10 protein-coding genes and 1 pseudogene are annotated in these 12,579 nt (G+C 73.0%); 4 read left to right on the top strand and 7 right to left on the bottom strand.

The window, feature by feature from the left end:
• Nucleotides 1-39 precede the first annotated feature (39 nt).
• A complete protein-coding gene (locus OO52_RS12405; RefSeq protein ID WP_030643367.1) occupies nt 40-477 on the top strand; it encodes a PPOX class F420-dependent oxidoreductase in 438 nt (145 codons plus the stop codon).
• 324 nt (nt 478-801) lie between these two features.
• On the opposite strand, the gene OO52_RS12400 is transcribed toward OO52_RS12405, so the two are convergent.
• Complete coding sequence (locus OO52_RS12400; RefSeq protein ID WP_030643366.1) at nt 802-1,680, bottom strand: NAD(P)-dependent oxidoreductase; 879 nt, start codon at nt 1,678-1,680, stop codon at nt 802-804.
• A 101-nt stretch (nt 1,681-1,781) separates the two neighbouring features.
• Between OO52_RS12400 and OO52_RS12395 the strand changes: the two genes are divergently transcribed.
• Nucleotides 1,782-2,372: a TetR/AcrR family transcriptional regulator gene (locus tag OO52_RS12395; protein WP_030643364.1), complete on the top strand. Its 591-nt coding sequence runs from the start codon at nt 1,782-1,784 to the stop codon at nt 2,370-2,372.
• 455 nt (nt 2,373-2,827) lie between these two features.
• On the opposite strand, the gene OO52_RS12390 is transcribed toward OO52_RS12395, so the two are convergent.
• A complete protein-coding gene (locus OO52_RS12390) occupies nt 2,828-4,192 on the bottom strand; it encodes an MFS transporter (protein ID WP_030643362.1) in 1,365 nt (454 codons plus the stop codon).
• 165 nt (nt 4,193-4,357) lie between these two features.
• Nucleotides 4,358-5,023, bottom strand: coding sequence for a TetR/AcrR family transcriptional regulator (locus tag OO52_RS12385; RefSeq protein ID WP_030643360.1), 666 nt, complete (start codon nt 5,021-5,023; stop codon nt 4,358-4,360).
• 165 nt (nt 5,024-5,188) lie between these two features.
• Between OO52_RS12385 and OO52_RS12380 the strand changes: the two genes are divergently transcribed.
• Both OO52_RS12380 and OO52_RS12375 read left to right on the top strand, forming a co-directional pair.
• Entirely contained in the window at nt 5,189-6,073 is an 885-nt protein-coding gene (locus OO52_RS12380; RefSeq protein ID WP_030643358.1) for a shikimate dehydrogenase, read from the top strand.
• Nucleotides 6,074-6,229: 156 nt separating this feature from the next.
• Nucleotides 6,230-8,020, top strand: a complete 1,791-nt coding sequence (locus OO52_RS12375; protein WP_030643354.1) for a sugar phosphate isomerase/epimerase and 4-hydroxyphenylpyruvate domain-containing protein — start codon at nt 6,230-6,232, stop codon at nt 8,018-8,020.
• On the opposite strand, the gene OO52_RS12370 is transcribed toward OO52_RS12375, so the two are convergent.
• The 4 genes and pseudogenes from OO52_RS12370 to pgi form a co-directional block, all read right to left on the bottom strand.
• A complete protein-coding gene (locus OO52_RS12370) occupies nt 8,007-9,470 on the bottom strand; it encodes a hypothetical protein (protein WP_030643352.1) in 1,464 nt (487 codons plus the stop codon). The two genes, OO52_RS12375 and OO52_RS12370, sit on opposite strands and share 14 nt — an antisense overlap.
• Before the next feature lie 124 nt (nt 9,471-9,594).
• A complete protein-coding gene (locus OO52_RS12365; RefSeq protein ID WP_030643350.1) occupies nt 9,595-10,182 on the bottom strand; it encodes a histidine phosphatase family protein in 588 nt (195 codons plus the stop codon).
• 6 nt (nt 10,183-10,188) lie between these two features.
• Nucleotides 10,189-11,025 carry a phosphogluconate dehydrogenase (NAD(+)-dependent, decarboxylating) gene (gene gnd / locus OO52_RS52600; RefSeq protein WP_234317058.1) on the bottom strand — a complete coding sequence of 279 codons (837 nt, stop codon included), beginning with the start codon at nt 11,023-11,025 and terminating at the stop codon, nt 10,189-10,191.
• A gap of 6 nt (nt 11,026-11,031) precedes the next feature.
• A pseudogene (gene pgi / locus OO52_RS52595) lies at nt 11,032-12,579 on the bottom strand (glucose-6-phosphate isomerase); the annotation flags it as partial.

Below are 12,579 nucleotides of genomic sequence, written 5' to 3'. Positions count from 1 at the left end.
TTGGGAATGCGCCGGGAGCCGCCGTGAGTTGACCCCGATATGACTCAGGACTCCACGCAGGACGCGCTGCTCGGCCTCCTCTCCGCGGGACACGCCGGCGTACTGGTCACCCTCAGGCGCGACGGCCGCCCCCAGCTCTCCAACGTCAGCCACGCCTACTACCCCGACGAGCGGGTCATCCGGATCTCGGTCACCGACGACCGCGCCAAGACGCGCAACCTCCGCCGGGACCCGCGTGCCTCGTACCACGTCACCAGCGACGACCGCTGGGCCTACACGGTCGCCGAGGGCACCGCCGAGCTGACGCCGGTCGCCGCCGACCCGCACGACGAGACCGTCGAGGAGCTGGTCCGGCTCTACCGGGACGTCCTCGGCGAGCATCCGGACTGGGACGACTACCGGGCCGCGATGGTCCGCGACCGCCGCCTCGTGGTGCGGCTGCACGTCGAGCGGGCGTACGGCATCCCGAAGGGCTGACCCGCGCCGGGCCGCCCGCTTACGGCGCATCGAGGGGCGACGGGTCCGCACTGGGATGCCCGCTTACGGCGCCTCGAAAAGCGACAGGCCCGTGCCCGGCCGTCCGTTCACGGCGCTTCGAGGAGCAGCGGGTTCGCGCTCGGATACCCGCTTACGGCGCATCGAGGGCCGACGGGTCCGCGCTCGGATGCCCGCTTACGGCGCCTCGAAAAGCGACAGGCGCGTGCCCGGCCGTCCGTTCACGGCGCTTCGAGGAGCAGCGGGTTCGCGTCCGACTGCCTGGTCACGGCGCCCGGAAGAACCGGTCCACGCAGAGCCGCCCGGTCACGGCGACTCCGCGGTCCGTGCCTCGATCGCGCGCAGGACGGCGACCATGTCCTCGCCGCCGTACCCCCGCGCCACCGTCTCCTCGAACAGGGTGTGGCAGACGTCGAGGAGCGGTGAGGCGAGGTGGGCCTTGCGGGCGGCCTCGGCGATCAGCCGGTTGTTCTTGAGGACGTCCAGCGCCGCCGCCTGCACCGCGAAGTCCCGCTCGCGCAGCTTGGGCGCCTTCATCCGGGACACCCCGCTGGCCATCGGGCCCGCGTCCAGGACGTCCAGGAACAGCCGGCGGTCCAGGCCCTGCCGCTCGGCGAAGTGGAACGCCTCGGTCAGCCCGGTCACCTGGGTGATCAGGAAGATGTTCACCGCCAGCTTCATCAGCAGCGCACCCGGCACCGCACCGCACACGAACGCCTCCCGGCACATCGGCGCGAGCAGCGGCCGCACGGCGGCCACGGCGGCCTCCTCCCCGGCCAGCATGCCCACCAACTGCCCCTGCTCCGCCGGCACCCGGGACCCGGAGACGGGCGCCTCGACATACCGGCCGCCGGCGGCGCGGATCTCGGTCTCCAGGGTGTGGGAGTACTCCGGGGAGGTCGTGCCCATGTGGACGACGGTCCGGCCCGCGACCCGCGCGGCCAGCCCGGGCGTGCCCCGGTCGAGGACCGCGTCCATCGCCGTCTCGTCGGCGAGCATCAGCAGCACCACCTCCGCCCGCGCGAACACCTCGCCGGCGTCCGCGGCAACCTGGGCGCCGGCCGCGCGCAGCGGCTCCGCGCGCTCCGGGGTCCGGTTCCAGACCACCAGAGGGGTGCCGGCCGACGTCAGGCGCAGGGCCATGGGCCGGCCCATCACTCCAAGACCGATGAATCCGACGTGCATGGCAGGCCGCCCTCCGCGCCACGGTCGACTATGACACCGGTCATAGTAGCCGCCGCTATGACGGCGGTCATAGAGTGGCGGCGGAGGAACGGAGGTCGACGATGACGCAGGCGCGGCGCGGACCGCGGGAGCGGATGGTGTTCAGCGCGGCCCAGCTCATCCGGCGGCAGGGGGTCACCGCGACCGGCATGCGCGAGGTGGCCGCGCACGCGGAGGCACCGCGCGGCTCCCTCCAGCACTACTTCCCGGGCGGCAAGGAACAGTTGGTCAACGAGGCGGTCGCGTGGGCCGGCCGGTACGCGGGCAAGCGGGTCGCCCGCTTCCTCGCGGGACTCGACCGGCCGACGCCGAGCGGCCTGTTCGCGGCGATGGCCGCGCAGTGGGCCGACGAGTACGCGGCGGACGGCTTCGCGGCGGGATGCCCGGTCGCCGCCGCCACCGTCGACTGCGCCACCTCCGGCGACTCGACCCGGGAGGCGGCGGCCACCGCGTTCGCGACCTGGCGGGGTCCGGTCGCCGGGGCGTTGACGGACATGGGCGTACCGCCTGCCCGCGCCGAGTCCCTGGCCACCCTCATGATCAGCACGTTGGAGGGCGCGATCCTGATGGCGCGCGCCGAGCGGGACGTACGGCCGCTCACGACGGTCGTGGAGGAACTCGGCCCGCTGCTGGACGCCGCCAAGGGCTCCTGACCACCCCGGCCCGTGGCCGCGGGCCTCCGGTCACCCAGTCCCGGTGACGGCCGTGGCACACCGGGCCGGCGATGATCGGGCGCACGCCCGGACCGGGGTGCCCAGGGGCCCACGACCGCGCGCCGGAACCCGACCGCCGGCCCGGTGCTCGGCGACCGGCCCCGGGCCGCCTTGTTCCGACCGGCCCTGCGATACCTTCCGTGTCCTCCGGTGTCAGGCCGGAACCCGTTCCCGGCGGGCGCCTCACCACCGACACCGTGCTCGGCGACCAGCCCCCGGCCTCCTCGTTCCGGCCGGCCCGGTGATCGTCCTCCGTGTCCCCCGGTGTGCGGCCGGAACCCGCTCCCGGCCGGACGCCGCCCACCCCGACCGCACCACCGGCCCGGTGCTCGGCGACCAGCCCCCGGCCTCCTCGTTCCGACCGGCCCGGTGATCACCCTCCGTGTCCTCCGGTGTCAGGCCGGAACCCGTTCCCGGCGGGACGCCTCCCGCGTGGTCCGCTCGCCGAGCAGTTCCGTCGGCACCCGGTGCGTCTCGCGGGCGGTGAGCGCGGCGAGCGCCGGCGGGACGCACAGCGCGGCCGTGAACAGGGCCACCGCCGCCCAGTCGTCGCCGCCCGGACCGGCGATCTCGGCGGCGAAGGTGACCGCGAACCCGGCCACCGCGAACCCGGTCTGCGTGCCGATCGCCAGGCCGGAGAGCCGGACCCGGGTCGCGAACATCTCGCCGTAGAAGGCGGGCCACACGCCGTTCGCCGCGCTGTAGACGATGCCGAAGGCCACGACGCCGAGGAGCAGCGTCAACGGATAGGAGCCGGTGGAGATCGCCCACAGGTAGCCGGTCATCGCCACCGCGCTGCCGACCGCGCCGATCAGGTACACCGGCCGGCGCCCGATCCGGTCCGAGAGCGTCGCCCACAGCGGGATCGCGCCGAGCGCTACCAGGTTGGCCAGCGCGCCCACCCACAGCATCGCGGTACGGGACATGCCGACCGCGTCGCTCGTGGCGTAGGCCAGCGCCCACACCGTGAAGACCGTGCTGACCGACGCGATGAGCGCGCCCGCGATCACGCGGAGCACGTCCGCCCAGTGCTCACGCAGCAGCACCGCGAGCGGCAGCCGGGCCACGCCCCCGTCCGCCGCCTGCCGGGCGAAGGCCGGGGTCTCGTGGAGCCGGCGCCGGATGACCCAGCCGACGACGGCGACGGCCACGCTCAGCCAGAACGGCACCCGCCAGCCCCACGACAGCAGTTGGTCCTCGGGAAGCCGGGCGACCGGGATGAAGACGAGGGTGGCGATGAGCTGGCCGCCCTGGGTGCCGCTGAGCGTGAAGCTGGTGAAGAAGCCGCGCCGGTCCGGCGGCGCGTGTTCCAGGCTCATCGAACCGGCGCTCGCCTGCTCGCCGGCCGCCGAGACGCCCTGGAGGACGCGGCACAGCACCAGCAGGACGGGCGCGAGCGTGCCGACCTGGGCCCGGGTGGGCAGACAGCCGATCAGGAACGTCGACAGGCCCATCAGCATCAGCGTGAACACCATGATCTTCTTGCGACCGAGCCGGTCGCCGACGTGCCCGAGGACCAGCGCGCCGAGCGGCCGGGCCGCGTAGGCGACGCCGAAGGTGGCGAGCGAGAGCAGGGTCGCGGTCGCCGGGTCGGAGGCGTCGAAGAACACCTTCGGAAAGATCAGGGCGGCGGCGCTGCCGTAGAGGAAGAAGTCGTAGTACTCCAGGGCGCTGCCGATCCAGGCGGCGGTGGCCGCCTTCCAGGGCTGGCCGGGCGGGGCCGCGGAGCCGGGGGCGGGAGCAGGGGCGGGGACGGACACGGCGGTGCTCCTTCGGGGAGGACTCCACCCTGCGAGGAGAGGGGGGAGCGAGCGGCGGGACGCGGGCCGGATCACGGCAGCTAATTAACCCACTGGGTAGTTAGTCGCGGTGGGTGGGATGTTGCGCCCGCGTTTCCCCGGTGTCAAGAGCAGTGCGCGAAAGCGTCAGCCGGCCGCCCGCTCCGCCGTCAGGTAGGCGATCACCATGTCGCCGAGCATGGTCTGGTAGTGCTCCCGCTGCGCCGGGTCCACCAGGTCCCGGCCGAACAGGGCGCCGAACGTGTGCCGGTTGGCGACCCGGAAGAAGCAGAAGGAGCTGATCATCGCGTGCAGGTCGACCGCGTCCACGTCGGCCGTGAACAGCCCGGACTCCTGTCCGGCGGCGAGGATGCGGCGGATGACGTCCAGCGCCGGGGAGCCGATCCGGCCCAGCTTCTCGGAGGCCGCGATGTGCTCGGCGCCGTGGATGTTCTCGATGCTGACCAGCCGGATGAAGTCCGGGTGCCGCTCGTGGTGGTCGAAGGTCAGCTCGGCCAGCCGCCGGATCGCGGCCACCGGGTCCAGGTGGTCGACGTCCAGCTCCTGCTCGGCGTCCCGGATCACCCCGTACGCCCGCTCCAGCACGGCCGTGAACAACTGCTCCTTGCCGCCGAAGTAGTAGTAGATCATCCGCTTCGTGGTGCGGGTGCGGGCGGCGATCTCGTCGACGCGGGCGCCGTCGTAACCGGCGCGGGCGAACTCCTGCGTGGCCACGTCGAGGATCTCGGCCTTGGTACGGGCGGCGTCGCGCACCCGCCCGCCGGGTCGTACCGGTTCGTCGACGCTGGTCATCGCTGTCCTCCGGGCCGTGAGGCGCCGGGGCGGCGCGCTCGTTCGCGTGCCGGTGATTGTAGAAGCAGGGCCCGGGGACGCGGCGAGGGTCTTCCGGATGGTCCCTGCGGCTGATATAGCTAACGTACTAGTTCGTACATTAGCTTCGTCCCGGGAGGTCCCCGCGTGGCCAAGGACTCGTATCTCGTCGGGCTGATCGGGGCCGGGATCGGCCCCTCGCTCAGCCCGGCCCTGCACCACCGGGAGGCGGACCGGCAGGGCCTGCGGTACCTGTACCGGCTCCTGGACACCGATGTCCTCGGCGTGTCGCCCGAGGCGGTCGGCGACCTGGTCCGCGCCGCCCGCGACCTCGGTTTCGACGGCCTCAACATCACCCACCCCTGCAAGCAACTGGTCCTGCCGCACCTGGACGCGCTCGACCCACGGGCCGAGGCGCTCGGGGCGGTCAACACCGTCGTCTTCGACGGCGGCCGGGCCGTCGGCCACAACACCGACGTCACCGGCTTCGCCGCCTCCTTCGCCCGGGGTCTGCCGGACGCCCCCATGGAACGGGTCGTCCAGCTCGGCGCGGGCGGCGCCGGCGCGGCCGTCGCGCACGCCGTCCTCACCCTCGGCGCCGGCCGGGTCACCGTCGTGGACGCCCGGCCCGAACGGGCCGCCGACCTCGCGGCCTCCCTCCAACGGCACTTCGGCCCCGACCGGGCGGGGGCGGCGACGGCGGACCGGCTGGGGGCGTCGCTGCGCGATGCCGACGGTCTCGTGCACGCCACGCCCATCGGTATGGCCGCCCATCCCGGTCTGCCGTTGCCGGCGGAACTGCTGCGGCCCGGGCTGTGGGTCGCCGAAGTGGTGTACCGGCCGCTGGAGACGGAGCTGGTCCGGGCCGCGCGGGCGGTCGGCTGCGCCGTGCTGGGAGGGGGCGGCATGGCCGTTTTCCAGGCGGCGGACGCGTTTCGGCTCTTCACCGGGAGGGAGCCGGACAGTACGCGGATGTTGGCCGACATCGAGGAACTGGCCGGGGTGGAGCACTCGGGGAGCACCGCCGGCTGACGGATGCGGACCCACCGCGGCCGGGGTCGCGCCCGAGCCGGCCAAGGGTCGCCGACCGCCGTGGCCGGTCGCGCCCACGCGGCGGAGCCGCACGTCGAACACAGCCCGCGCCCCCCGGGCGCGGCTCAGTCACCGTGCACACCAAGGAGCAGCGTCTTGCACACCTCCATCGCCACCGTCTCCCTCAGCGGCCCTCTCACCGAGAAGCTCACCGCCGCCTCCCGTGCCGGGTTCGACGGGGTGGAGATCTTCGAGAACGACCTCCTCGCCAGCCCCCTCTCGCCCGAGGAGATCCGCGCCCGCTGCGCCGACCTCGGTCTGGCCGTCGACCTCTACCAGCCGATGCGGGACATCGAGGCCGTGCCGGACGAGGTCTTCGCACGCAATCTCCGCCGTGCCCGGCACAAGTTCGAGCTGATGCGGCGGCTCGGCGCCGACACCGTGCTCGTCTGCTCCAGCGTCTCCCCGGACGCCCTGGACGACGACGCCCTCGCCGCCGGGCAGCTCAGCCGACTCGCCGACCTGGCGAGCGAGTTCGGCATCCGGGTGGCCTACGAGGCGCTCGCCTGGGGACGGCACGTCAGTACGTACGACCACGCCTGGCGCATCGTGGAGGCCGCCGGGCACCCGGCCCTCGGCACCTGCCTGGACAGCTTCCACATCCTGTCCCGGGGCAGCGACCCCAAGGGCATCGAGGACATCCCCGGCGAGAAGATCTTCTTCCTCCAGCTCGCGGACGCCCCACTGCTCGCCATGGACGTCCTCCAGTGGAGCCGCCACTACCGCTGCTTCCCCGGCCAGGGCGGCTTCGACCTCGCGGGCCTGCTCACCCATGTGCTGCGCACCGGCTACTCCGGCCCGCTCTCCCTGGAGGTCTTCAACGACGTCTTCCGGCAGGCCGACGCCGGTCCCACCGCCGTCGACGCCCAACGGTCCCTGCTGCTCCTCCAAGAGTCCGTCGGCGTGGCCGAGTTGCCCGAGCCCGTCGTCCCGACCGGGGTCGCCTTCGCCGAACTCCTCACCCCGGACGCCGAACCCGTCACCGCCCTGCTCGGCGCCCTCGGCTTCACCCGGGCCGCCCGGCACCGCGGCAAACCCGTCGACCTGTGGCAGCGCGGCGACGCCCGCGTCCTGGTCAACACCGGCCCGGCCGCGCGCCGCGCGGGCACCCGGCTCGCCGCGATCGGCCTGGAGTCCCCGGACCCGGCCGGCGCCGCCCGCCGCGCGGAAGCCCTGCTGGCCCCGGTGCTGCCCCGGCGGCGCGCCCCCGAGGACGTCCCGCTCGACGCGGTGGCCGCACCCGACGGCACTGAACTCTTCTTCTGCGCCACCGGGCACCCCCGACTCCCCGACTGGCGTGCCGACTTCGAGCACCTGACGGACGTCCACGGGCCGGCCGCCCGCATCGACCATCTCGCGCTCGCCCAGCCCTGGCACCACTTCGACGAGGCGACGCTCTTCCACCGCAGCGTCCTCGGCCTGCACGCCCAGGAGAGCGTCGACCTCGCCGACCCCTACGGGCTCCTGCGCAGCCGTGCCGTCACCAACGCCGACGGCAGCGTCCGGATCGCCCTCGCGGTCGGGGCGGCCCCCGGTGACGACACCGTGCACGCGGCGCACATCGCCCTCGCCGTGGACGACGTGGTGGCCGCCGCCCGCGCCTTCCGTGCGGCGGGCGGACGGCTGCTGCCGGTACCGGCCAACTACCACGACGACCTCGCCGCCCGGTACGAGTTCGCCGACGGGGAGCTGGAGACCTACCGGGACCTCGGCATCCTCTACGACCGCGAGGCGGGCGGCGCCTTTTGGCACTGCTACACCGAGACCGTCGGCCGGGTCTTCTTCGAACTGGTCCAGCGCGATCCGGGCTACCAGGGGTACGGCGCCGTGAACGCGCCGGTGCGGCTGGCGGCCCAGCACGCGGCACGCGGCCTCACTGGCGGCTGACCGTGCGGGTGACACCGGCGATCACCGTCGTCGCCAGGATCCAGCCGGCGAGGACGAGGACGTAGGCGAGCACCTGGTAGCCGTCGCGCGGCGCGAACGCGGAGTCCTGCCCGAAGGAGATCACCGGCAGCAGCAGGTCGAGCGTGTAGAACACCGGGTGGAACGGCGGTGCCTCGCCCGCCTTCAGCGGCCGCGGGTGGTGCAGCGCGAAGACGACGGAACCGAGCGCGAGCAGCGACAGCAGCCAGCCGGCGGCCCGCAGCGGCCGGAAGCCGTAGCCGACGGTGACGTCCTGGACGAGGCCCCACAGCCGGCCGTACCAGGGGAGCGTGTGGCGGTGCCGGCGCTGCTTGGCGAGCTGCACCAGCCGGGCCGCGTGGTCGTCGCCGACGCGGCGGTAGGCGGCCGTCAACTGCTCGTAGGCGTGCGGGATGTAGCCGTCGCGGTCCCGCTCCAGCATGGGCAGGCGGCGCTCGGCGGGTTCGTGCGGGACGAGGGAGGTGTACGACAGGTGGTTGAGGAGCACCTTGCCGGGCGCCGACTCCGGTTCCAGGAACAGGACGTCGATCTGCGCGCGCCGCAGGTTGAGGGCGCCTTCCATGGGCGGCCCCTTGCGCAGCCACAGCTCGCCGATGGTCGTGCTGCTGGCCCGTAGCGCCGAACTCCCCGGATGGGAAAGGGCGGTGTACGACAGGTCGAGCCGCCCGGCGATGCGGGCGCCGCGCAGGCCCGTCGAGCCGCGCACCTGCGCGTACCGCACCAGCATGTCGCCGTCGACGGTGAAGGTCTCCGCCTCCAGCGCGGCGTGCCCGGGGTTGTCGAGCCGCGCCTCGCTGAGGTTGACCGACCCGGCGACGGTCGCGCCGCTCAGCCGTGTCTGCCCCTGGGTGCGCAGCCCCGGTGCCCACAGGTCGGCGCCGACCGCGGCCTGGTTGAGCTGGAGCACCGGCTCCGCCGCGTCCGGCGCGGCCACCTCGGCGCCCTCCAGGTACAGGCTGCCGGCGATCCGGGCGCCGCCCAGCCGCACGATCCCGGTGCACCGGGCCCGGGTCAGCCGTATGACACCGTCGACCTGCACGGCGTGAGCGACCAGTCCGGGCAGGACGGACTCGCTGAGGTTGAGTTCGCGCAGCCGGGCGGCGTGGCACCGCGGGGCCTCGTCGAAGTGGCAGTGCCGCAGCCGCACCGGGTGGTCGATGGTCGCGTACTGCAGATCCAGCCGGCCCGTGATCCGGGCGCCCGCGAGACTGAGCGCGGCCGTCTCGCCGTCCTGCCGCGGCCCGCCGAGGAGCAGCGCCCGCAACACCCGCGCCCGCACGGTCCGTTCGGCGCCCCAGCCCGCACCGTCGGCGGGGTCGTCGTCGGGTGACGCCCGGAAATCCACGGCCTCCCCGCGCGGAAACGCCCGCCACACCCGTTCCTCGGCCGCCGTCAGATCGTTGATCTCCACCAGCGGGACTCTCACCCGAGGGCCAGGTACCTGTCAATCCGCCCGGACCGCCGGGAGGTTGCACGCGTGTGCCCCCGGTGCGCCGCTGTCGGCGGACCGGGGGCACACGGCTGTGCGGTGCCGGCTACGGCCGTACGTTCCACTCCGTGATCACCGGGCGGTCGTGTTCCGTCGACAGACGGCTGACCGTGCCGGTGGCGAGCTGGAACAGCCGGCCATCGGCGGGCGGCAGGCCCAGCCGGCGGGCGGTGAGGACACGCAGGAAGTGGGCGTGGGCGACGAGGACCACGTCCCCCTGCGCGAGGGCCGGGGACAGGCGGGCCAGGACCCGGTCGGCGCGGGCGCCGATCTCCTCCGGCGACTCGCCCGGGTGTCCCTCGGGGCCGGGCGGCACGCCGTCGGTCCACAGGTCCCAGTCGGGCCGGGTGCGGTGGATCTCGGCGGTGGTGATGCCCTCGTAGCCGCCGTAGTCCCACTCGTGCAGGTCGGGGTCCGGCACGACCCCGGGAATGCCCGCCAGTTCGGCGGTGCGCAGGGCGCGGCTCAGCGGACTGGCGAGCGCCAGGGCGTAGGTCCGGCCGGTGAGGAGCGGGGCGAGGGACTTGGCCTGTTCCTCGCCGTGCTCTGTGAGGGCCAGGTCGGTCCAGCTGGTGTGCTGTCCCGACAGGCTCCACTCCGTCTCACCGTGGCGGACCAGCAGGAGGTCCCCCACGGCAGGTCAGTCCTTCTTCTCGACCGCGTGGCCGCCGAACTGGTTGCGCAGCGCGGCGATCATCTTCATCTGCGGGGAGTCGTCCTGCCGGGAGGCGAACCGGGCGAACAGGGACGCGGTGATCGCGGGCAGCGGCACGGCGTTGTCGATGGCCGCCTCGACGGTCCAGCGGCCCTCGCCGGAGTCCTCCGCGTAGCCGCGCAGCTTCTCCAGGTGCTCGTCCTCGTCCAGGGCGTTGACCGCGAGGTCCAGCAGCCAGGAACGGATGACCGTGCCCTCCTGCCAGGAGCGGAACACCTCGCGGACGTTCTCCACCGAGTGCACCTTCTCCAGCAGCTCCCAGCCCTCGGCGTAGGCCTGCATCATGGCGTACTCGATGCCGTTGTGGACCATCTTGGAGAAGTGCCCGGCGCCGACCCGGCCCGCGTGGACGTAGCCGTACGGGCCCTCCGGCTTGAGCGCCTCGAAGATCGGCTGGAGCCGGTCCACGTTCTCCTTGTCGCCGCCGACCATCAGTGCGTAGCCGTTCTCCAGGCCCCACACACCGCCGGAGACACCGGCGTCGACGAAGCCGATGCCCTTGATGCCGAGCGCGGCGGCGTGCTTCTCGTCGTCCGTCCAGCGGGAGTTGCCGCCGTCGATGACCGTGTCGCCGGGGGACAGCAGGTCGCCGAGTTCGTCGACGACGGTCTGGGTGGCCGTGCCGGCCGGGACCATCACCCACACATGGCGGGGCGCTTCGAGCTTGTCGACCAGTTCGGCGAGGCTCTTGACGTCGGAGACCTCAGGGTTGCGGTCGTAGCCGACGACGGTGTGGCCGGCGCGGCGGATCCGCTCGCGCATGTTGCCGCGCTTGGCGAGGACCTTGCCCAGCTCCACGCCCCACTGGTCGAAGGAGTCGATGTTCCACACCGCGCCCTGCACGAACACCTTGTGCTCGTAGAGGGCGATCAGCTGGCCGAGCACCGACGGTGTCAGCTCGGTGGCGAGGATCGTGGTGGTGGGGTGGTCGCCGCGGAAAGTGCGGTGCGCGACCTGTTCCTCGGCCACGCCCTCCGCGCGGACCTCCTCGGCCGTCTTGCCGAAGGCGAGGGCCTGGGTCTGGGCGAAGAAGTTGGCCATCAGCAGGTCGTGCTGGGACTTGAGTTCCTCGCTCAGTTCGCCGATGGGGCGGGCGAAGCCGATGAAGTCGGCCGGGATGAGCTTGGTGCCCTGGTGGATCAACTGGTAGTAGGCATGCTGGCCGTTGGTGCCCGGGGTGCCCCAGACGACCGGGCCGGTCTGCCACTCCACCGGGTTGCCGTCGCGCTGGACCGACTTGCCGTTGGACTCCATGTCGAGCTGCTGGAGGTAGGCGGTGAACTTCGACAGGTAGTGCGAGTACGGCAGCACCGCGTGGGTCTGGGCGTCGAAGAAGTTGTCGTACCAGATGCCCAGCAGGCCCAGGAGCAGCGGGGCGTTGGCCTCGGCGGGCGCGGTGCGGAAGTGGTCGTCGACGATCCGGAAGCCGTCCAGCATCTCGCGGAAGCGGTCCGGGCCGATGGCGATCATCAGGGACAGGCCGATCGCGGAGTCGTACGAGTACCGGCCGCCGACCCAGTCCCAGAACTCGAACATGTTGTCCGGGTCGATGCCGAACTCGGTGACCTTGCCGGCGTTCGTGGACAGCGCCACGAAGTGCTTCGCGACCGCCTTCTCGTCGCCGTCGAAGGCCTTCAGCAGCCAGGAGCGGGCGGAGGTGGCGTTGGTGATCGTCTCGATCGTGGTGAACGTCTTGGACGCCACGATGAACAGGGTCTCGGCCGGGTCGAGGTCGCGGGTGGCCTCGTGCAGGTCGGAGCCGTCCACGTTCGACACGAACCGAAACGTCAACTCCCGCGCGGTGTAGGGGCGCAGGGCCTCGTAGGCCATCGCGGGGCCGAGGTCGGAGCCGCCGATGCCGATGTTGATCACGTTGCGGATGGGCTTGCCGGTGTGGCCGGTCCACTCTCCGGAGCGGACCCGGTCGGCGAAGCCCGCCATCTTGTCGAGCACGGCGTGCACCTGCGGGACGACGTTCTCGCCGTCGACCTCGATCACCGCGTCCCGGGGGGCGCGCAGCGCGGTGTGCAGCACGGCCCGGTTCTCGGTGAGGTTGATCCTCTCGCCGCGGAACATGGCGTCCCGCAGCGCGAACACACCGGTGGCGGTCGCCAGTTCCTGGAGCAGGGCCAGGGTCTCGTCGGTGATCAGCTGCTTGCTGTAGTCGATGTGCAGGTCGCCGACCCGCACGACGTACCGCTCGGCGCGGCCGGGGTCCGCCGCGAACAGCTCGCGCAGGTGCGGCTGGCCCTGGGCGCGGTGGTCGGCCAGCGCCGTCCACTCGGGCCGGTTGGTGAGCTTGGGGTACTCGGCCAT

It is taken from the genome of Streptomyces flaveolus, assembly GCF_000716535.1.
Taxonomy (GTDB): Bacteria; Actinomycetota; Actinomycetes; order Streptomycetales; family Streptomycetaceae; genus Streptomyces; species Streptomyces flaveolus_A.
Note: the sequence above shows the minus strand (reverse complement) of the source record. Positions and strands in the feature narration are given on the sequence as shown.